Here is a 21,065-nt window from a genome sequence, read left to right as displayed (position 1 = left end):
TGCAAGTCCCTTTCGGGGGTAGTCGCTCCGCGCGTCGTCAGTGCCAGGCCACCCGTTCGATCGACCGGCCCAGCGCCCGCTCGATCCGTTTGCACAGCTTGGGCGTGCCGTTGACCAGCACCGGTTCGGCCGCCGCTTTGAGCATGTGCAGGTCATGCAGCGAATCGCCGTAGGCGCGTCGCCAGGCAGGGACACCATGCGCAGTCAGCGCCTTGAGCTTGCCCGCGCCGATGTTGTGGTGCGCCACGCGCAGGCCGAACGGGCCGCGCTTGAGCCGCGAGGCGACCAGTTCCACCCCGGCGAGGCCCAGCTGGGCGAGCAGGCTCTCGACCAGCGTGTGCTCGCAGCCAGTCACCACGATCACCCGCTCGCCCGCCGCCTGGTGGCGTCGGAGTGCCCGCACGCCATCACGGCAGAAATGGCCGGGGCGCCGCACGAGCTCGGCGGCAAAGGCATCGACGGCGGTGCCGTAGCGCTTCTCGTCCAGCCCCAGCAACGCGATGTGCACCAGCGGGCGTTGCAGCCGGCGCGTCAATGGCCACAGCAACATCAACCAGGGCAGCGCCAGCAGGGCGAACAGCTGGCGCCAGGCCGAGCGGGCGTAGCGCTCGCGCACGAACAAGGCATAGGTATCGGCGTGGGTAAGCACGCCGTCGAAGTCGAACAACACGACCGGTGGTGCGCCGGCGGCTGCGGTGTCCTGCCCGTCGTCCATCGCGTCAGGCCGCGAACAGCCGATCGAGCGCCTGGCCCGGATCCTCGGCACGCATGAATGCTTCGCCGACCAGGAAGGCGTGGATGCCTGCCTCGCGCAGGCGTGCCACGTCCTCGCGCGCGTGGATGCCGGACTCGGCCACGAGCACGCGGTCCTCGCCCGCCATGCGCGGCCGAAGCGCGAGCGAGGTATCGAGCGAGGTCTCGAAGGTGCGCAGGTTGCGGTTGTTCACGCCGATCAGCGGCACCGGCAGCGCCAGCGCGCGTTCCAGCTCCTGCGCGTCGTGCACTTCGCACAACACGTCCAGGTCGAGCTCGGCGGCAACCAGCGATAGATCCAGCAGCGCCGCGTCGCCGAGCGCGGCGACGATCAGCAGGATGCAGTCGGCGCCGATCGCACGGGCCTCGTACACCTGGTAGGGATCGATGATGAAGTCCTTGCGCAGGACCGGCAGCGCACAAGCTTCGCGTGCCTGCCTGAGGTACTCCTCGCTGCCCTGGAAGAAGTCGCGGTCGGTCAGCACCGACAGGCAGGTCGCGCCGCCCCCGGCATAGCTGCGCGCGATCGCGGCCGGATCGAAGTCGGCCCGGATCACACCCTTGCTCGGGCTGGCCTTCTTCACCTCGGCGATCACCGCCGGCAAGCCAGCGGCAAGCCTGTCCTCGATGGCGGCGGCGAAGCCACGCGTGGGCGGCAGTTCCCCGATGCGCGAGGCGAGCTCGGCCAGCGGCAGCGCGGCGCTGCGCTCGGCGATCTCCTCCGCTTTGCGGGCGAGGATGCGTTGCAGGATATCGGTCATGGCGGAATGGATTTCCGTAGGAGCGCACTTGGGCGCGGCCGGGGCGAGCCGGCGACACGCGGTCGCGCCCGGGGGCGCTCCTACATGGGTCCGGCGAGCCTTCGCGTCGCGGCGATGAATTCCATCATTTTCGCATGCGCGGCGCCGCTGGCGATGGTATGGCGCGCCAGCGCGATTCCTTCGTCGATGTCTGCCGCCACCCCGGAGGTGTAAAGCGCCGCACCCGCGTTTAGACAAACGATGTCGTGCGCCACGCCGTGGCGTCCGCCCAGCGCGTCCAGCAGCATGGCGCGCGATTCGTCCACGCTCTCCACCCTGAGGTTGCGGCTGGAGGCCATTGCCAGGCCGAAATCCTCCGGCTCGATCTCGTACTCGCGTACTTCGCCACCATGCAGTTCACCGACCAGCGTGGACGCGCCCAGCGAGATCTCGTCCATGCCGTCGCGGCCCCACACCACCATCGCGTGGCGCGCGCCCAGCGCCTGCAGCACGCGTACCTGGATGCCGACCAGGTCGGGGTGGAACACGCCCATCAGGATGTTCGGCGCATCGGCCGGGTTGGTCAGCGGACCCAGAATGTTGAACAAGGTGCGCACGCCCATTTCCTTGCGCACCGGCGCGACGACCTTCATCGCCGGATGGTGGTTGGGCGCGAACATGAAGCCGATGCCGGTCTCTTCCATGCACTGGGCGACCCGCGCCGGATCCAGGTCGATCACGGCGCCCAGCGCCTCGAGCACGTCGGCGCTGCCGGATTTGGACGACACGCTGCGCCCGCCGTGCTTGGCCACGCGCGCGCCGGCCGCGGCAGCGACGAACATCGAGGCGGTGGAAATGTTGAAACTCGACGCGCCGTCGCCACCGGTGCCGACGATGTCGACGAAATGAGGATGTGCCGGCGCCTCGACCTTGGCCGACAGCTCTCGCATCACCCGCGCCGCACCGGTGATCTCGCCCACCGTCTCCTTCTTGACGCGTAGACCGGTGATGATCGCGGCGGTCATCAGCGGGCTCACCTCGCCACCCATGATCTGGCGCATCAGCGCGATCATCTCGTCGTGGAAGATCTCGCGATGTTCGATGGTCCGCTGGAGCGCTTCCTGGGGCGTGATCGAAATCCCGCGCGGACTCATGCAGCGAGCTTCCGCCGCGGCAACCCGAGGAAGTTGGCCAGCAGGTCATGGCCGTACTGGGTCAGGATCGATTCGGGATGGAACTGCACGCCCTCGACCGGCAGCGTCTTGTGGCGCAGGCCCATGATCTCGTCGATCGAGCCATCGGCGTGCTCGGTCCACGCCGTGACTTCCAGGCAATCCGGTAGCGAGCCCTGCTCGACCACCAGCGAGTGGTAGCGCGTGGCCTCGAACGGATCGGGAAGGCCGGCGAACACGCCGCGCCCGCGATGGCGCACCGGCGACGTCTTGCCATGCATGATCTGCTTGGCGCGGATCACCCTGCCGCCAAACGCCTGACCGATCGCCTGGTGCCCCAGGCACACGCCGAACACCGGAATCTCCCCCGCCAGCTCGCGCAGCACCGCCAGCGATACGCCCGCATCGTCCGGCGTGCCCGGCCCGGGCGAGATCATGATGTGCGAAGGCTCGAGCGCGCGGATGCCGGCCACGTCCAGCGCATCGTTGCGCACCACCTTCACCTCCTGCCCCAGCTCGCCCAGGTACTGCACGAGATTGAAGGTAAAACTGTCGTAGTTGTCGATCATCAGCAGCACGGGCCTGGGCCTCCGGCGGGCGGAAACTTGCCGCGTCGGTCGCCTGCCGGCGAGCGCGGGTTCGATTCCAGATGGATGCCCAAAGTGTATCCGCCCGCGCCGATCCCGTGGCAATCGCCACCCGGTTTGCCCGGGGGTTCAGGGCCGGAGGTGCCAGCCCCCGCTGACGGCGTGCACGGTCAACAGCACGCCTGCACCGACGGCGAGCAGGCCGACGCCTCGGGCCACCCGCTCGCCCGCGGGCAGCAGGCGCTCCGCCGTGATCGCCAGCGTCACCGCCACCATGGCTCGCAGGTCCATCATTCCCGCGACCAGCGAGACCGCCATCAGGTTGCCGCAGCAGCAAGCGCACTCGAGCCCGAGGCGTACGCCACGGCGAAGGCCCGCAGCCATGCTGCCCGGTGGCGTCGGCATGGCGCCAGGCGCCGCGCGGCAGCAGGCGAGGCGGCGCGCCTTCCATGCGGTGAATTGGAGCGCGCCGGCGAGCATTACGACCATCGGGGCCACGAACGCCACCCCGTGCGCCAGCCACCGATGGCCCATCGCCGCCTGTGCCAATGCGGCACCGAACGGATAGATCGCCGCGCCGAGCGCGGCCCAGACGAGGAAATAGCCCAGCGCGGCCGCGGACATGACCCGACCGGGTCGCCGGACGCCGGCGCATGCCAGCGTGCGGCCGTAGCGCGACAGCACCGGTCCCAGCGACGGCAGCATCATCGCCGCCGTCATGGGCATCCACATGAGCAGGAAGCCTCGGGCCGCCGCGGGCCAGCCCTGCCCGCCCATCCGCATCCAGGCCATCGACGGTGTCCAGCCCCCCGGCATGGGCATGGCACCCATCGAGGCCGTGGCGTTGCCACAGAGCACCGTGACGGCCACGCTGGCGGCGAACGCCAGCGCCAGGATGCCCGGGAGCGCTCGCCGCGAAACCTTTCGCGGCGACCCCGCGGGCGCGGCGGGGCTCAGCCGCAGCATGGCGCCTCCATGCCGCGCTTCGCACCGCCGTATTCGTCGTGGCGACGCCACCAGATCCCGGTTTCGTTGCGCCCCCGCGGCGCCCGGTCCAGCCACTGGTACATGTTCCACAACCCGTCCAGGCCGCGCGCATAGGTCGAATAGCTGTGATAGACCACGCCGTCTTCCAGGACGAAGGTGCTCATGCCCGGCCGGTCGCGCGCGTAGGTCGGCGCGTCGGTGCCGCAGGTGGCGGCGAACTGCTCCACCGGCGCGGGCGCGGGCACCACGTCCATGGCATGGCCGCCGCGACGGTAGTTGTACTCGACCGTGCCGGCGCGCTGCTGCGCCTGGTCGAAGGCGACGTTGAAGTCCTCCGCGAAATCGCTGCCATGGGCGGACGCCCACGGGAACGACCAGCCCATCCGCCGGCGGTAGGCCAGCAGCTTGTCCAGCGGCGCCCGCGATACCGCCATCAGCGTCACGTCATGGTTGGCCAGGTGCATTGCGATGCCGTCGAAGCCGTCGGCGATCGCCGAGCAGGATGGGCATCCGGCGGCATAGTCGGGCCCGAACATGAAGTGATAGACCATCAGCTGCGAGCGGCCCTGGAACAGCTCCGCCAGCGTGGCGCTGCCCAGCTCGGTGATGAAGCGGTACGGCTTGTCGATGCGTACCCACGGCAGGGCCTGGCGACGTCGCGCCAGCTCGTCGCTGCGCCTGGTGAGTTCCTTTTCCGCTGCCAGCAGATCGAGTCGTTCTGCCAGCCATTGCTCTCGTGTGGTGGTCTCGTGGCTTGCCATGTTTCGCGCTCCCGTGGATGGCGCGGTCGCCGTGGCGACGCGCGTGGTGGTCGTGGGCTAGATTGGCGCGGCGGCGTGGGCAGGCGGGAGTGACAACTTTGGCGGGATTGCGATGGATTCCCTGATCGTGGCCGCGGGTCGCGCGCTTGCCGCCGGCGATCCGCTCGGCGCGCTGAACCGCGTCGCGCTTCGCGAGGACGCGCCGGCGCTCGCACTGCGCGGTATCGCGATGGCGCAGCTGGGCGATCTCGCTCGGGCCCGTGCGCTGGTACGGCAGGCCGCGCGCACGTTCGGTCCGAAGGAGGCGCTGGCCCGCGCGCGCTGCGTCGTGGCCGAGGCGGAGATCGCGCTGGTCTCGCGTGACCTGGGCTGGCCCGAGAAGACGCTCGCGGCCGCACGGGAGGCGCTGGAGGAGCATGGCGACCACATCAATGCCGCCCACGCCCGCTGCCTCGCGACCCGCCGCCTCCTGCTGATCGGCCGCCTGCGCGAGGCCGAGCACGAACTCGAAGGGATCCGGCCCGCGTTGCTGCCGCCCGCCCTGCGCACGGCGCACGAACTGGCGGTCGCCGGCATCGCCATGCGGCGACTGCGGGCCGCGGTGGCGCAGGCCGCACTCGAACGCGCCCGCCACGCGGTGCGCCACGCGGGCATCCCGGCGCTGGCGGCGGAAGTGGAGAGCCTGGCGCTGGCCCTGCATGCACCCGGGGCGCGCCTGGTTTCCAGGGACGGGGAACGATCGCTGCTGCTGGCGGACGTCGAAGCACTGCTGGCCTCGGAGACGCTGGTGCTGGATGGCTGCCGCCACGCCATGCACGCCGCCGGCACGACGGTCGCGCTGGCGAGCCGCCCGGTGCTGTTCGCACTCGCGCGCAAGCTGGCGGAAGCCTGGCCCGGCGATGTACCGCGCGAAGTGCTTATCCGTCACGCGTTCCGCGCGAAACTGCCGGACGAAACGCATCGCGCGCGGCTGCGCGTGGAGATCGGCCGGCTGCGCGCCTTGCTCAGGCCCCTGGCCGACGTTCGCGCGACGCAGCAGGGTTTTGCGCTGATGCCACATGGGGCGCGCGACGTTGCAGTGCTGGCGCGGCCGGCCGAGGAGGCCCATGCGGCGGTGCTCGCCCTGCTTGCCGACGGCGAGTCGTGGTCCAGTTCGGCCCTCGCGCTGGCGCTCGGCGCCAGCCAGCGCACCGTGCAGCGCTCGCTCGACGCGCTCGCCGGGGCCGGCAAGGTGCAGTCACTCGGCCGCGGGCGCGCGCGCCGCTGGATGTGCCCGCCGATGCCCGGTTTCGCGACGGCCTTGTTACTCCCCGCCCCGCTGCCGGGCGACTAGGATGCCCCGCATGAAACGATCCCAAGCCGACATCCTCGCCGAACTGGGTCCCTATCCGGGCGTCGACATGGTCCATGGCGTGACCTGGGACGGTCATCAGGTGTGGTTCGCCGGCGGCGAAGGCCTCACCGCCGTGGACCCGGACAGCGGCAAGCCGTTGCGCTCGATCGAGGTGGCCGCGCACGCGGGCACCGCCTTCGACGGCCGGCACCTGTACCAGATCGCCGAGAACCGGATCCACAAGATCGATCCGCAGACAGGCCGCGTGCTCGCCGCCATTCCGGCCCCCGGCAGCAGCGACTCGGGCCTGGCCTGGGCCGAAGGATCGCTGTGGGTGGGCGAGTACCAGGACCGCAAGATCCACCAGTTGGACCCGGACACCGGCGCGATCCTGCGCACCATCGAATCGAACCGCTTCGTCACCGGCGTCACCTGGGTGGACGGCGAGCTCTGGCACGGCACCTGGGAAGGCGGCGAAAGCGAATTGCGCCGGATCGACCCGCGCGACGGCGCGGTGCTGGAACGCATCGACATGCCCGAGGGCACCGGTGTCTCCGGCCTGGACAGCGACGGCGAACGCTTCTTCTGCGGCGGCGGCGGCAGCGGCAAGCTGCGCGTCGTACGCCGGCCGCGGCGCGCCGCCTAGTCGTCGCATCTCCAACCGCCGAGCCAGCCGGACGCGTCGGTGGTTGCAGGTCTATGCCGTCGCGCAACAGCTCCGTGGAGAACACCCACGGTGTGCGCAGAATCCGTTGCACGGCGGCCTCCGAAAGCGAAGTGACTGCCTACTGCCCGGACCTCGCGGCGAAAGCCCTCACCTGGACAGGCGCGCGGGCGACAGCATCTCCGCGGTGATGCCGGCGTCGGTCAGCGGGCCCGGCAACGGCCGGCCCAGTGCCAGGTTTGCGCAGGCCTCGCCCATCGCGGCGCTGGTCTGGATGCCGTAGCCGCCCTGGGCGGCGACCCAGAAGAAGCCCTGCGCGTCGGCTGCAAAGCCGCCGACCAGGTCGCCATCGGCAACGAACGAGCGCAGGCCGGCCCAGGTGCGGGTCGGGCGGCGGATCTCCATGGTAGTGGCCTGCTCGATGCCGTGGATGCCGAGCGCGATGTCGTACTCCTCCGGCTGCACGTCGTGCGGGTCGACCGGGTCCGCGTTGGCCGCCGAGCCGAGCAGCAGGCCGGCGTCGGGCTTGAAGTAGAAGGTCTCGGCGATGTCGCAGACGAACGGCCAGCGGTGCACCTCCATGCCGGCCGGCGGTTCGAACACGAAGGCCGAGCGGCGCTTCGGTTGCAGGCCCAGCGGCGCGACGCCGGCCATCCGTGCGACCTGGTCGGCCCACGCGCCGGCGGCGTCGAGCAACAGTGGCGCGCGGTAGACCGTCTCGCCCGCGTCGACTTCCCAGCCGGCGGCCGTGCGTTCGATGGCGCGAATGGCCACGTCCAGGCGCAACTGCCCGCCGCGTGCGCGCAGGCCGCGCAGGAAACCCTGGTGCAGCTCGTTGACGTCGATGTCGGCGGCACCCGGCTCATGCATGCCGATGGCGGCCGCTTCCGGTCGCAGCACCGGCACGCTCGCACGCAGGCGCGCGGCATCGTGCAGCTCGAGATCGCGCGTGTACGGCAGGATCGCCTCGTACTCCGCGCGCACCCGGTCGGCATCGGCGGCGGTGCCGATCACGGTTGAACCGCGCGGCGTGAGGATCGGCGCGCTGGCGAAACCCTCAGGTGGATGGTCGAGGAACGGCCGTGTCGCGCGGGTCAGCGCGCGCACCTGCGGCGAGCCGTAGGTTTCGCTGAACAGCGCCGCGGAACGACCGGTGGAGTGCATGCCGGCGTAGGCCTCGCGCTCCAGCACCAGCACGCGTGCGTGCGGCGCGAGGAAATAGGCGACCGAGGCACCGGCCATGCCGGCGCCGATCACGATCACATCGGTTTCGATCGATTGCATGCTGGGACTCTCAGGGAATCTCTCCCCTGTCGCGGGGAGGCAGGGAAGTTTGTGCGCGGGTTATGCCTGGCCTGCGTCTGGCTGCGCCGGCGCGGCATCGCGCGACTGCCTTGCCACCACGCTGGTGGCGGTGACGTCGGCGGTGACGTTGCCGAGGGTGGCGAAGGCATCAGGCAGCGTGTCGACCGCCAGCATCAGGCCCAGCGGCCCGAGCGGCAGGCCCATCGACTGCGCCACCGGGAGATTCGTCGCGATGAAGGTCACCGCGCCGGGCAGGCCCACCGAGCCCAGGCTGATCACCACCGCCAGCAGCGCGCCGGCAATCAGTTGGGCGGCGGACAGGTCGACGCCGTAGGCCCACGCGATGAAGGCAGCCGAGGTCAGGTACTGCACCGGACTGGTCAGGCGGCACAGCGTGACCGCCATCGGCAGCACGAGCGCGTTGACCTGCTTGGGGTAGCCCAGCCGTTGCTCGGCGCTTTCCAGCATCGCCGGCAACGAGGCGAGCGAGGACTGCGTGCTGATCGCCACCGCCTGCGGCGGCAGCAGCGCGCTGGCGAAGCGGCGCAGCTTCTCGCCGCCCCAGACCACCGCCACGACGTACATCATCGCGGTCACCGCCAGGTACAACACGATCTCCGCCAGCACGTACACACCCAGCGCGCTCAGCATGCCCAGCCCCGAGCGCGCGCACACGCCCAGGATCAGCGCGAACACGCCCAGCGGCGCCACCCACAGCACCCAGCGCACGATCACGATCATCGCGTCGGCGATCGCCTGGAAGAACTCCACCAGCATGGCCCGCCGCGCGGGCGCGATGCGGGTCAGCGCGAAGCCCAGGAACAGCGCGAACACCACCAGCGGCAGCATCGCGCTCTGCGCGGCGGCCATGATGGCGTTGCTGGGAATCATCGCGATCAACGCCGCCGACCAACTCACCGGCGCGGCCTGCGCCGCGCTGCCCACGACCGCGTGGTCCAGCGCATCGCGCAGGGCCGGGTTGTGCGGGAAGAGCGAGAACAGCGCCGGCGCCGCCGCGGCGGTGAACAACGCACCGAGCAACAGCAACAGGATGAACACCACGATCGCGCGCCGCGCGATGCGCCCGGACGCCGCCGCGTCGGTGGCCGTATTGACGCCGACCACCACCAGCGCCAGCACCAGCGGCACGACCGTCATCTGCAGGCCGTTGAGCCAGAGCTTGCCGACCGGGTACACCACATCGGCCACTTGCGTGGCCACCAGTGGATTCCACGCCGCCAGGACCAGGCCGAGGATGGCGCCGGCGGCCAGGCCGCTCAGCACGCGCGCGGTGGGGCTCATCGGGCCGCTTCCTCCAGCGCTGGCAGATGCCATTCGGCTTGCAGCTTTTCATAGGTAGACGCGGGCAACAGCACGAACACCGGATGCTCGTCCGGACGCAGCCATGCCAGCAGGCGGTGCATCAGCGAGGGATCCATGGCGGTGCAACCGGTAGTCGCGTCGACCGGCGACTTCCACAGATGGGCAAAGATGCAGCTGCCGCCCTGTGCGCGCTGCTGCGGGTTGTGCTCGATCACGAAGCCCTGCCGGTAACGCTGGTCGCCGTGCACGTGCAGGTCGCGGCGCATCGGTTCGGTGGAACCCTCTACCGCCTTCTCGCCCGCGACCTTGGCGTCGACGATGCGGTTGTACTGGGGCGAGCCGCTGACGTCGACGCAATAGTCGGTGGCGCTGAGCGCGCGGTAGGGCATCGCGGTGTCCGCCTTGGCGGCGTAGCCGAACGCCTCGCCGATGTCGAACACGCCGGCCGGGCTGCGCAGGTCGCCTTCGCGCTTGACCGGGCCGTCGTGGCGCGGGGCGTTGAGGCCGAGCCCCCAGCCCGCGCCGGCCTTGCCGATGGTGACCAGGGCGGGCGCGCCGGCTTCCTTCCAGCCGTCGGCGGTGCGCTCGTAGGTGCGCAGGGTGCCGTGGTTGACGTTCCAGCCGGGCGTGGTGACCACGACCATCTGGCCGGCGTCGGACCAGGCGGCGGATTCGTCGGCCGCGGCGACGGCATTTCCGGCGAAGACCAACGCCAGACCCAGCAGCAGACAGTTACGCATGGGAAATCGATCTCTCGGGGTAAGCGAGCGCCTGCCCGCGTGGATGGCAAGCGCAAGAGCGAACGGCCACCTCACGGCTCCAGCATCAACTGGATGCGCTCCAGGTTGGCCAGGAGCTGTGCATGGCGATCGTCGTGTTCCTCGCACAGGCGCACGAACACGTTGTCCAGCAGGTGCTGCAGCGCCGACTGGTAGAGCAGCGGCTGGATGTACGGCCGCTCGTCGTGCGCACTGACCAGCAACTGGATATCGGCCAGCGTGCGCAGCGGATTGGCGGTGTGCCGGGTGACGGTGATCACCTTGCCGCGCCGCTCGCGGAAGTAACGCGCGATCTTGCACAGCGCCGGATGGTTGCCGTGCTCGGAGAACACCAGCAGCACGTCGCCGGCGCCGGCCGCCGACACGTTCGCGGTCATCCGCGCGGTGTCGAAGTTGTGCACGGTGAGAATGCCCAGCAGCGACAGCCGCAGCGCGAAGTTGCGCGCGTAGATGTCATCCTCGCCGAGGCCAATGATGAAAACCTTGCCCGCGCGCCCGGCCTGCTCGATGGCGGTCGCGATGGCGTGGATCACTTCCGGAGGATTGATCAGCCGGCTGGCCTCCTCCGCCTCGGACTTTTGCCGCCACAGTGCGCCCGGGCCTTCCTCCTCGCCCTCGCCTGCCCGCGCCAGCGCCGGCGCGTCGCCGTTGTCGGCGCGGGCGATCGCCTCGCTGACGGAGTACTTGAGGTCGGGGTAGCCCTTGAAGCCCAGCTTCTGGGTGAACTTGACCACGCTGGACTGGCTGATCCCCAGCGCGTTGGCCAGTTGCTGCGAGGAGTAGTCGCGCAGCAGGTGCGCGTTTTCCAGGATGAAGTCGGCCACGCGCCGCTCGACCGCCGACATCTGGTCGCGTTCCGAACGGATTTTGACCAGCGGCGACATCAGTCGGCGATCCTCTCCAGGCCCCTGATCTCGCGGATGCCGAGGCCCGGGGCGTCGGTCACGGAGATTTCCGATTCGTTGAAGATTACCCCACCGTCGACCGGGTTGAACTGGGCCAGCGACGGCCCGTCCAGGTCGATCTTGCTGATCGCGTCGGCGCGCGCCACCGCCACGTGCACGGCGGCCGCCACGCTGATGGAAGACTCGAGCATGCAGCCGATCATGCAGTCGATGCCGTGCAGCGCGGCGATGTCGGCGATCTTGATCGCGTTGGAGATGCCGCCGGTCTTCATCAGCTTGATGTTGATGATGTCCGCCGCGCGCATGCGGATCAGCTCGATCACCTCCATCGGACCGAACACGCTCTCGTCGGCCATCACCGGGGTGTGCACGCGCTCGGTGACGTAGCGCATGCCTTCCAGGTCGCGCGCCTTGACCGGCTGCTCGACCAGCTCCAGCTTGATGCCGGCCTCTTCCAGCGTCTGCAGCGCGTACACCGCCTGCTTGGCGGTCCAGCCCTGGTTGGCGTCCAGGCGCAGCAGCGCGCGGCCTTCGACCGCCGCGTAGATCGCCTTGACCCGCTCGATGTCGACGCCGATGTCCTTGCCGACCTTGATCTTGAGCGACTCGAAACCGCGCTCCACCGCCGCGACCGAGTCCGACACCATCTTGTCGATGTAGTCCACGCTGATGGTGATGTCGGTGGTGATCACCGGGTCGCCGCCACCCAGCAGCTTGTACAACGGCGCGCCGTAGAGCTGGCCCCACAGGTCGTAGATGGCGATCTCCACCGCCGCCTTGGCGGAGGAGTTCTTTTCCATCGAGCCCTGGATCAGGTGGGTGATCCGGTTGAGGTTGGCGATTTCCTGGCCGATCAGGCGCGGGGAGATGTAATGGCGGATCGCGTCGACGATCGAGCCGTGCGTGTCGCCGGTGATCACCGCGGTGGCCGGCGCCTCGCCGTAGCCGACCTGGCCGGTGTCGGTGTGCACCATCACCACGATGTCTTCCACCTGGTTGACGGTGCGCAACGCGGTCTTGAAGGGTGTCTTCAAGGGCACCCGCAGCATGCCGAACTGGATGTCTGTGATCTTCATGATGTTGTTGGTCTTCTGTTGTCCGTAGGGTGGGTTGGCGCCCACCGGCCCTTGCGCGGGAACGCTCAGGGCCGCATCCGCACGTTGCTGGTCATGTGGTCGATGAAGGTCGAATCCTTGCCGTAGAGCATCGGAAGCAACGGCGTGACCGAGACGGCGTTGAGCGTCACGCGCGCGGTCGAGCCGTCGGCCTTGCGGTAGCTCATGCCCAGCACGTCGTGGATCATCCACGGCTGACCCTGCCACTGGCCGAGCGACATCATCACGTGGCCGGGGATGTAGACCAGGTCGCCGAGCTGCAGCGCATGCGCCGCCTGCAGGCGTTCCTCGTGCGAGCTCGCGTCGCTGAAGGCGTGCCTGGCGAAGGCTGGGCTCACGCCCTGGGTGGAGGTATTGCGCGGCATCTGCACGCCCATCGAGCGGTAGACGTCCGAGACGAAACCGGAGCAGTCGCGCCCGTCGTAGGCATGGCCCCAGCCGTAGCGCTCGCCCAGGAACTTGAACGCCTGGGTGATCAGGTTGCGCGCGGTCAGCGGCAGGTAGTCGGACGCGGTGTCGGCGTTCTTCTGGATCAGCGCGGGACTGAAGGCGAGCGATCCGTCGGCCTTGCGTACCGGCAGCTCGATCACGTGCGCGGCGTAGGGCGTCTGGCCGTTGACCGCCTGGTCTGCGGCCAAGTCGGTGAGCACCGGCACGCGCGTGCCCATGTCCAGCTCCACCTGCGAGACGGCGGGCGCTTCGCGGGTGTAGACCGTGTAGACCTTGGCGCCGGTGACGATGCGGTACGGCGTCTTGTCGGCGTAGCCCAGCACCGCGTCCCGGCTGCCTTCGGCGATGTTCTTCGCCTCGGTCCAGGCGGCGTAGCGCGGGCTCACCACGAACAGCCAGCGGCCGTCGCGGGTGGCATGGGCGATCACCACCGGCGTGCCGGGGAACTCGGCCGTTTCCTGGAAGCGGTCGATGTCGGTGTCGCCCGGATGGCTGAACACGCGCAGCGTGGTCGGAAAGGTGCGCAGCGCGGCGCGGCGCACCACCAGCCCGAAGCGGGTCTTCTGGCTGGCGGGAATCGCATCGAGCGCACGCGCGTCGACGATTTTCCTGAGCGCCCTCTGCGGCACCGGCTTGCCATCGACGTCGTAGAGCGGCTTGGACGGCGGGTCGGCGAGGTCCTCGATCCAGCCGCGCACCTGCGTGGCACTCAAGCTCGCCGGCAGCTTGGCCAGCTCGTGCATGGACTTGTCCTGCGCGAACAGCTTCGCGTTCTGCGCCTCGATTTGCTGGCGGCTGAGGATCACCCGGTCCGGCTGCGGCTGCAGGCCGATCCAGAACGCGGGCGTCAGCTGCGCCTCCCCCACGCCCAGCACGCCCGAGGGTGGAACGCTCAGCGTCGACACCTGCTCGCGCGCATGCAGCGGCTGCGTCGCCAGCAGCAGGGCCAGCAGCGCCGAAGGAAGAAGGGTTCGCATGGTCGTGGTCCTCATGGGGTCAGGTTCCGGCCAGCGCCGACATGATCGACGCGACCAGCAGGCCGAAACCGGTGCCCAGTATGTAGCCCAGCAGCGCGAGCAGGATGCCCACCGGCACCAGCGCGCGCGAATAGCTCGCCGCCAGCACCGGCGTGGCCGCGACGCCGCCGATGTGGGCCAGCGAGGAGATCCCGCACAGATAGAGATCGAAACGGAACAGCTTGGCGAAGCCGACCAGCAACACCGCGTGCAACGCGATGATGGTCACGCCGCACAGCAGGTACAACGGCGCCGCGCCGATACCGTGGAAGTTGCTCTGCGAGGCGAGCACCGCCACCACGCTGATCAGCATCGCACTGGAGATGGTCCCCGCGCCGGGATAGCGCGCGAGCGGCGTGTGCGCCACCACCAGCCCCGCGCCGGTGGCGAGCAGGATCGTCCAGGTGGTGGGGCTGATCATGGTCGAGGTCGGCAGGTACCCGGCCAGCCAGGCGCTCAGCGCCGCCGCCGCCAGCGCCATGCCCAGCCACAGCAGCACCGAATCGGGGGTGGTCGGCCCGGTCGCCTTCGCCTCGGCCACCGGCAGGTCGCCGGTCGACTTGGCCCTGGTCCAATGGTTGAACGCCGGCGCCAGCCGCGCCACCGCGAACAGCACGGCCACCCAGGTCGAATAGCAGAGCGCGTCGGTCAGCAGGCTCATCGCCAGGTGCTGGTCCGACATGCCGATCGCCTGCTTCACCGCGATCATGTTCGCCGTACCACCCACCCAACTGCCCGACAGCGCCGCCAGCGGGTGCCAGGCATCGCCCGGCAACCAGCGCCGGTAGATCAGGAAGGTGGCAATGAAGGCGATGAACAGGCTTACCGAGGTGCAGGCGAACACGCCCAGCACCCGCGGCCCCAGCTTGAAGATCGCGCGCAGGTCGCAGTTGATCATCAGCAGGAACAGCAGCGCCGGCACCATGCGCGAGACCAGCATCGACTGCGCGGCGTGGATTTCGTCGTTGACCTCCCACAGCCCGGTCACCGCCAGCGCGGTCACCAGCAGGTAGGTGAAGACGATCGGCGGCAGCACGTTGAACACCCGCCAGCCGGTTCGCCGCTCCAGCGCCGGGAACAGGCCGGCAGCCAGCAGCATCACGGCCAGGTACGGCCATACCGTGTGGATCACGCGCTACCCCTCATGCGTCGCGTCAGGAATATGCCATTCCTCATACGTTATCTCGAAGCATAAATTATTGACCACCTTTTGCAAGCGTGTTACACAAGGCCTTGATGCCAACTGGCGGGGGCGTTGTGCGATGACGAGGGTGCCAGCGACGCGAGGCAAACACGAACCGGCGCACCGGCGGGCACTGGCGTGCGCCGCCCTGGCGGGCCTGCTCTGCTGCGCGATCCCTGCGCTGGCCAGCCTGCCGCCGCCCGGCCCGCCCGCCATCGTGGCGCAGATCGATCAGGGCCACTTCGATGCCGCCCGCAAGGCCATCGACGCCGCGCTCGCACAGCCGGGCCTTGCGCCCGAAGCACGCGAGGCGCTCGAGTTCCAGCGCGAGCGCATGCATCGCATCCTGCTCGACTTCACGCTGACCGCCGACGAAGCCAAGGCGCGCATCCGCAAGCAGATCCCCGACCTCACCGACGCCGAGTTCGCGCGCTGGGACCAGGCCGGCCTGCTCGAACACATGGTGATCGACGGCCGCACGCTCTACTTCAACCGCGCACCGTCCAATCTGTATCGCCTGAGCGCCGAGGCGCGCGATCGCCGCGCGGTGCAGACGCCGATCGCCGACGGCCCCAACGAGACGTTGAACGACCACCACCGCGCCGCCTTCCGCGAGGCGCTCGCGACCGGCAAGGCCGGCGTACTGCCGATGCGCGTGCGCGTGACCCAGACGGTCACCGTCGACGCCACCGCCGTGCCGGCCGGGGAGACGGTCAAGGCCTGGATCCCCTACCCGCGCGCCATCCCCGGCCAGCAGGACGACATCCGCTTCGTCGCCAGCCAACCGGCCGGCGCGCGTGTCGCGCCGGTGGACACGCTGCAGCGCACCGCCTACATGGAGGCGCCGGCGAAGGCCGGCCAGCCGACCGTGTTCAAGCTCACCTACGAGCTGACCCTGCGCGCGCAATCCCACCCGATCGACCCGGACAAAGTGGTGCCGGCCACGATCACGCCCGAACTTAAGCCTTTCGTCGAACAACGCGCGCCGCACATCGTCTTCACCGACGACCTGCGCGCGTTCTCGCGCAAGGTGGTGGGTGAGGAAAAGAACCCTTACCGCATCGCGCAGAAACTGTTCGCGGCCGTCGACCGGATCCCCTGGGCCGGCGCGCGCGAATACTCCACGATCAGCAACATCAGCGACTACACCCTGCACGCCGGCCACGGCGACTGCGGCGAGCAGACACTGCTGCTGCTCACCCTGCTGCGCCTGAACGGCATCCCGGCGCGCTGGCAGTCCGGCTGGATGTTCTCCGACGTCGACTACGACAACATCCACGACTGGGGCCAGCTCTATCTCGCCCCCTACGGCTGGGTGCCGGTGGACGTGACCTTCGGCCAGCTCGAACCCAAGCCCGGCGACGATCCGCGCCTGCGCTGGTTCTACCTGGGCGGCCTGGACGCCTACCGCATCGCGTTCAACGACGACTTCAGCCGCCCGTTCGTGCCGGCCAAGCAGTTCCCGCGCTCCGAAACGGTCGACTCGCAGCGCGGCGAGGTCGAGTGGCGCGGCGGCAATCTCTATTTCGACAAGTGGGATTACCACTTCGACTGGCAGTTCCTGCACGGACGCAACGACAAGTAACCAACAAGTTCATCTGACATCGACCCGGCGTCGAGGGGAGTAGGGGAAATGAGCAGCAAGGTTTGGAACATGCGCAGGACCGTGCTCGGCACGGCACTCGGACTGGCGCTCGCCGCCTTTGGCGCGCCACCGGCGCAGGCGGCCAACACCGACGGCACGGTGGCCGGCCACACCCAGGCCGGCGCCACGGTGACGGTGACCAGCCCGGACACCGGCTTGACCCGCTCGGTCATCGCCGACGACGAGGGCAACTACCGCCTGCCGTACCTGCCGGTAGGCCAGTACACCATCAGCGCGACCAGCGGCGGCCAGCAGGTCGGCCCGACCCGCAACGTGACCGTCGCGCTGGGCACCACGACCACGGTGGACCTGGGCGCGGTCGACGCGACCAGCCTGGCGACCATCAACGTCACCAGCTCGGTGCTGCCGGTGATCGACGTGAGCTCGACCGAATCGGCCACGATCGTCTCGCGTGCCGACCTGGTGCGCCTGCCGGTCGACCAGAACGTGGCCTCGGTGGCGCTGCTCGCGCCGGGCGTGGTCAAGGGCAACGCCGGCTTCGGCGGCATCTCCTTCGGCGGTTCGTCGATCGCCGAGAACGCGTTCTACGTTAACGGCCTCAACGTCACCGACTTCTACAACCGCAACGGCTTCTCCGAGGCGCCGTTCGCCTTCTACGACCAGTTCCAGGTCAAGACCGGCGGCTATTCGGTGGAGTTCGGCCGCACCACCGGCGGCGTGGTCAACGCCGTGGCGCGTTCGGGCACCAATGAGTTCAAGGCGGGCGCCGAACTCACGATGGAGCCGGGCAACTGGCATTCGGTAGCGGCGAACCACTACGACGCCAACGGCAACCGCTACATCACCGCCAGCCGCGACCGCGATTCGCTGATCAAGACCAACGTGTGGGCGTCCGGCCCGATCGTGAAGGACAAGCTGTTCTTCTTCGCCATGTACGAGGCGCGCGGCGCATCGCCCCGCAATACGAACGACGAAGGCAACGCGATCACCGACAACTCCTCGGACCAGGGCTTCTGGGGCACCACGGTCGACTGGAACATCACCGACAGCAACACGCTGTCGCTGATGGCCTTCTCCGACAAGAACAAGAACGTCGGCGACGTCTACGAGTACGACTACGACACCGACACCCGCGGCACCAAGACCAACGAGGTCTACACCGACACCGGCGGCAAGAACTGGGCGCTGACCTGGACCAGTTACCTGACCAACGACCTGTCGATGAAGTTGATGTACGGCAAGAACAACCGCGAGGCCTTCACCCGCTCGCAGCTGGACCTCGAGTGCAACCCGGTCGCCATCGACGACACCACTGCCGTGCCGCCGCCCGGCCCGCAGCTGGGCTGCTCCACCAGCACGCGCGTCGAAAAGCGCAACGACGAGCGCAAGCAGGGCCGCGCCGACTTCGAGTGGACGCTGGGCGACCACCTGCTGCGCTTCGGCTACGACCACGAGGTCAACACCTCCGAATACAGCCGCTACTACCCCGGTCCCGGCGCGCTCTACTACACCGTGTATGCCGGTGCGGCGGGCGACACCATCGACAACGGCGGGGTGATCCCGGCCGGCTACACCAACTACGTCCGTGCGCGCCGCTACGAGATCGAGGGGACCTTCAAGACCATCGACTCGGCGTACTACCTGGAAGACAACTGGCAGATCACGCCCAACTTCGTGCTCAACATGGGCCTGCGCAACGACAGCTTCGACAACCAGGATTCGGCGGGCAACAGCTACATCAAGATGGACCGCCAGATCGCGCCGCGCCTGGGCTTCTCCTGGGACATGACCGGCGACGGCACCACCAAGCTGTTCGGCAACCTGGGCCGCTACTTCCTGCCGGTGGCCAACGTGATCAACATCAAGCAGGCCGGCGGCCTGCTCGACGAGCGCACCTTCTACGCGTTCGACGGCTGGGAGACGCGCGAGCTCAACGGCGTCAGCTACGTCGTGCCGCGGCTGGGTCCGCAGATCGGCCCGGTCGACACCTCGCAGGGCGACGGCACCGTCGGCGACCTGCGTTCGGAAGTCGACCACGACATGGACCCGGTCTACCAGGACGAAGCGATCCTGGGGTTCCAGCAGATGATCGGCAACAACTGGTCGTGGGGCGTCAGCGGCACCTACCGCCGCCTGCACAACGCCATCGACGACATGGAAATCAGCGCCACCGCGCAGTGCGGCGAGAATGGCTATGTCGGCTGGGTGATGGCCAACCCGGGCGAGAAGGTCACGGTCTGGGGCGACACCAACTGTGACGGCACCGCCGACGGCTACCTGACGGTCGACACCTCCAAGGAAGGCTGGGCGCTGTACGACGCCGACGGCAACTACCTGGGCCAGCGCGGCTGGGTGAAGCCCAAGCGCACCTACACCTCGCTGGAGTTCCAGCTCGACCGCGCGTGGGACGAGAAGTGGTCGTTCAACGCGTCCTACGTGCTGGCCTGGAACCGCGGCAACGCCGAAGGTCCGGTCAACTCCGACACCAACTTCGACGACACCGGCCGCACCGAGAACTTCGACGATCCGTGGGTGAACTTCGGCGGCGACGGCTACCTGCCGAACGATCGCCGCCACCAGCTGAAGCTGCGCGGCGCCTATGCGATCACCCCGCACTGGCAGGTCAGCGGCGACCTGGACGTCCATTCGGGCGGCCCGATCACCGGCTTCGGCGTAGGCAACCCGTATGACGCGCAGAACTACCACAGCTACTTCATCTGCGTGGAGAACTGCACGTCGCCCAATTCCGAGGATCGCGTGTACGAGCGTTCGCCCCGCGGCGCCTACGGCCGCCTGCCCTGGACCTACACGCTCAATGCCGGCATCAGCTACATCCTGCCCTTCCAGGGCGGCGGCAACCTGCGCGTGAAACTGGCCGTGTACAACCTGCTCAACCAGCAGCGCACGGTACAGGTGGACCAGGACCTGCAGACCACCATCTCCAACGACACCAGCGCCAGCTTCATGCAGCCGATCGGCTTCCAGTCGCCGCGCTTCACGCAGCTGACCGTGGCCGTGGACTTCTAAGGCCCTCCCCGCCTGGCGGCCCGCGGTCACCGCGGGCCGTCTTTTTTGGGCCTCGCTCGAATGGACCCCATGACCGTCTCCTCCCGGCACGACGACACCGCGTCCGTGCCCGACCCGCAACCGACCTTCGATGGCGTGGACCTGCAGGCGCTGGCCTCGCGACTGGGCACGCCGCTGTATGCCTACTCGGCCAACGCAATCCGCGGGCGGATCGGCGAACTCCAGTCTGCCCTGCACGGCCTGGACGCCACCATCTGCTACGCGGTCAAGGCCAACAGCAACCGCGCCATCCTCGAACTGATGGCCGCCGCCGGGCTGGGCGCGGACATCGTTTCCGCCGGCGAAATGCAGCGCGCCCTCGCCGCGGGCATCCCGGCCAACCGCATCGTGTTCTCCGGCGTCGGCAAGACCAAGGGGGAGATCGCCGCGGCGCTCGCCGCCGGCGTTGCGCGCTTCAATGTCGAATCGCTGGACGAGCTGCACGCCATCGAGCGGGTGGCCGCCGCACGACGCGTGGTGGCGAACGCCGCGGTGCGCATCAACCCGGACGTCGATGCGCTCACCCACGCCAAGATTTCCACCGGCCGCGCCGAGAACAAGTTCGGCGTGAGCATCGCCGAGGCGCGCCGCTGGTTCGCCGAACGCCGGCAACTGCCGCACGTGCGGCTGGACGGCCTGCACGTGCACATCGGCTCGCAGATCCTCGACCTGGAACCCTTCCGGCTGGCATTGAACCGCGTCGCGTCGTTCTGGCGCGAATTGCTCCATGCCGGCCACCCGATCGCCAGCATCGACGTCGGTGGCGGCCTCGGCGTGCGCTACCGCGCCGGCCACGACCGGCCCGTCGCCGCCGGCGACTACGCCAACGTGGTCCGCGAGGCACTGGCCGGCTTCGAGGGCCGCCTGCTGCTGGAGCCCGGCCGTTACCTGGTGGCGGAGGCCGGCGTGCTGCTCACCCGTGTGCTGCGCATCAAGGAAGGTACCGAGCGGTCCTTCCTGGTACTCGATGCGGCGATGAACGACCTGCAGCGGCCAAGCCTCTACGACGCCTGGCACGACATCGTGCCGGTCGCGCCCGATCCTCGGCCGCTGGCCACCTACGACGTGGTCGGCCCGGTCTGCGAGACCGGCGACACCTTCGCACGCGCACGCGTTCTGCCGGCGTGCCAACCGGGCGACCTGCTCGCCATCCAGGGCACCGGCGCGTACGGCGCGTCGATGGCTTCCACCTACAACTCGCGCCCGCTCGCCGCCGAGGTACTGCTGGACGATGGCCGCTACGCGGTCATCCGGCGCCGGCAGACCCTCGAGGAGATGGTCGCCGGCGAGCAGTCGGCGCAGGATTGGGCCACGCCATGA

At 69.1% G+C, this 21,065-nt stretch carries 18 protein-coding genes; 5 read left to right on the top strand and 13 right to left on the bottom strand.

The window, feature by feature from the left end; genetic code table 11:
- Nucleotides 1-37: 37 nt before the first annotated feature.
- The 6 genes from LQ772_RS01315 to LQ772_RS01290 all read right to left on the bottom strand — a co-directional run bounded on the left by LQ772_RS01315 (nucleotide 38) and on the right by LQ772_RS01290 (nucleotide 5,000).
- A complete protein-coding gene (locus LQ772_RS01315; RefSeq protein WP_231323287.1) occupies nucleotides 38-715 on the bottom strand; it encodes a haloacid dehalogenase-like hydrolase in 678 nt (225 codons plus the stop codon).
- 4 nt (nucleotides 716-719) lie between these two features.
- A complete protein-coding gene (gene trpC / locus LQ772_RS01310) occupies nucleotides 720-1,514 on the bottom strand; it encodes an indole-3-glycerol phosphate synthase TrpC (protein ID WP_231323285.1) in 795 nt (264 codons plus the stop codon).
- An 80-nt stretch (nucleotides 1,515-1,594) separates the two neighbouring features.
- Complete coding sequence (gene trpD, locus LQ772_RS01305; protein ID WP_231323283.1) at nucleotides 1,595-2,647, bottom strand: anthranilate phosphoribosyltransferase; 1,053 nt, start codon at nucleotides 2,645-2,647, stop codon at nucleotides 1,595-1,597.
- Nucleotides 2,644-3,243: an anthranilate synthase component II gene (locus LQ772_RS01300; RefSeq protein ID WP_231323281.1), complete on the bottom strand. Its 600-nt coding sequence runs from the start codon at nucleotides 3,241-3,243 to the stop codon at nucleotides 2,644-2,646. Before LQ772_RS01300 ends, trpD begins: the two co-directional genes overlap by 4 nt.
- Nucleotides 3,244-3,381: 138 nt before the next feature.
- Complete coding sequence (locus tag LQ772_RS01295; protein WP_231323280.1) at nucleotides 3,382-4,218, bottom strand: DUF2182 domain-containing protein; 837 nt, start codon at nucleotides 4,216-4,218, stop codon at nucleotides 3,382-3,384.
- A complete protein-coding gene (locus LQ772_RS01290; protein ID WP_231323278.1) occupies nucleotides 4,206-5,000 on the bottom strand; it encodes a DUF899 domain-containing protein in 795 nt (264 codons plus the stop codon). The genes LQ772_RS01295 and LQ772_RS01290 overlap by 13 nt, the downstream gene beginning before the upstream one ends.
- 112 nt (nucleotides 5,001-5,112) lie before the next feature.
- Between LQ772_RS01290 and LQ772_RS01285 the strand changes: the two genes are divergently transcribed.
- Entirely contained in the window at nucleotides 5,113-6,333 is a 1,221-nt protein-coding gene (locus LQ772_RS01285) for a helix-turn-helix domain-containing protein (protein ID WP_231323276.1), read from the top strand.
- 10 nt (nucleotides 6,334-6,343) lie between these two features.
- Nucleotides 6,344-6,979, top strand: coding sequence for a Vgb family protein (locus tag LQ772_RS01280; protein ID WP_231323274.1), 636 nt, complete (start codon nucleotides 6,344-6,346; stop codon nucleotides 6,977-6,979).
- A 168-nt stretch (nucleotides 6,980-7,147) separates the two neighbouring features.
- Here LQ772_RS01280 and LQ772_RS01275 read toward each other — a convergent pair whose 3' ends face one another.
- From LQ772_RS01275 to LQ772_RS01245, 7 genes are all read right to left on the bottom strand, one after another.
- Nucleotides 7,148-8,281 (bottom strand): NAD(P)/FAD-dependent oxidoreductase, encoded by a 1,134-nt coding sequence (locus tag LQ772_RS01275; RefSeq protein ID WP_231323272.1) that lies wholly within the window; start codon nucleotides 8,279-8,281, stop codon nucleotides 7,148-7,150.
- 60 nt (nucleotides 8,282-8,341) lie between these two features.
- Nucleotides 8,342-9,604 (bottom strand): dicarboxylate/amino acid:cation symporter, encoded by a 1,263-nt coding sequence (locus LQ772_RS01270; RefSeq protein WP_231323271.1) that lies wholly within the window; start codon nucleotides 9,602-9,604, stop codon nucleotides 8,342-8,344.
- The gene (locus LQ772_RS01265) at nucleotides 9,601-10,365 is read right to left on the bottom strand and encodes a L,D-transpeptidase family protein (protein ID WP_231323269.1); all 765 of its coding nucleotides are present in this window, start codon (nucleotides 10,363-10,365) and stop codon (nucleotides 9,601-9,603) included. Before LQ772_RS01265 ends, LQ772_RS01270 begins: the two co-directional genes overlap by 4 nt.
- 71 nt (nucleotides 10,366-10,436) lie before the next feature.
- Entirely contained in the window at nucleotides 10,437-11,288 is an 852-nt protein-coding gene (locus tag LQ772_RS01260; protein ID WP_231323267.1) for a MurR/RpiR family transcriptional regulator, read from the bottom strand.
- Nucleotides 11,288-12,385 (bottom strand): dipeptide epimerase, encoded by a 1,098-nt coding sequence (locus LQ772_RS01255; protein WP_231323265.1) that lies wholly within the window; start codon nucleotides 12,383-12,385, stop codon nucleotides 11,288-11,290. Before LQ772_RS01255 ends, LQ772_RS01260 begins: the two co-directional genes overlap by 1 nt.
- A 65-nt stretch (nucleotides 12,386-12,450) precedes the next feature.
- Nucleotides 12,451-13,851, bottom strand: a complete 1,401-nt coding sequence (locus LQ772_RS01250; RefSeq protein WP_231323263.1) for a C40 family peptidase — start codon at nucleotides 13,849-13,851, stop codon at nucleotides 12,451-12,453.
- Between the two features lie 19 nt (nucleotides 13,852-13,870).
- Nucleotides 13,871-15,022: a DUF819 family protein gene (locus tag LQ772_RS01245; protein ID WP_231323261.1), complete on the bottom strand. Its 1,152-nt coding sequence runs from the start codon at nucleotides 15,020-15,022 to the stop codon at nucleotides 13,871-13,873.
- A gap of 139 nt (nucleotides 15,023-15,161) precedes the next feature.
- On the opposite strand from LQ772_RS01245, the gene LQ772_RS01240 reads away from it, so the two are divergent.
- From LQ772_RS01240 to lysA, 3 genes are all read left to right on the top strand, one after another.
- The gene (locus LQ772_RS01240; RefSeq protein ID WP_425600817.1) at nucleotides 15,162-16,658 is read left to right on the top strand and encodes a transglutaminase-like domain-containing protein; all 1,497 of its coding nucleotides are present in this window, start codon (nucleotides 15,162-15,164) and stop codon (nucleotides 16,656-16,658) included.
- 48 nt (nucleotides 16,659-16,706) lie between these two features.
- Nucleotides 16,707-19,706 carry a TonB-dependent receptor gene (locus LQ772_RS01235; RefSeq protein ID WP_231323259.1) on the top strand — a complete coding sequence of 1,000 codons (3,000 nt, stop codon included), beginning with the start codon at nucleotides 16,707-16,709 and terminating at the stop codon, nucleotides 19,704-19,706.
- Between the two features lie 69 nt (nucleotides 19,707-19,775).
- Nucleotides 19,776-21,065 carry a diaminopimelate decarboxylase gene (gene lysA, locus LQ772_RS01230; RefSeq protein WP_231323258.1) on the top strand — a complete coding sequence of 430 codons (1,290 nt, stop codon included), beginning with the start codon at nucleotides 19,776-19,778 and terminating at the stop codon, nucleotides 21,063-21,065.

The organism is Frateuria edaphi (genome assembly GCF_021117405.1).
Classification (GTDB): domain Bacteria; phylum Pseudomonadota; class Gammaproteobacteria; order Xanthomonadales; family Rhodanobacteraceae; genus Frateuria_A; species Frateuria_A edaphi.
This window is presented reverse-complemented; position numbering and strand designations above follow the sequence as displayed.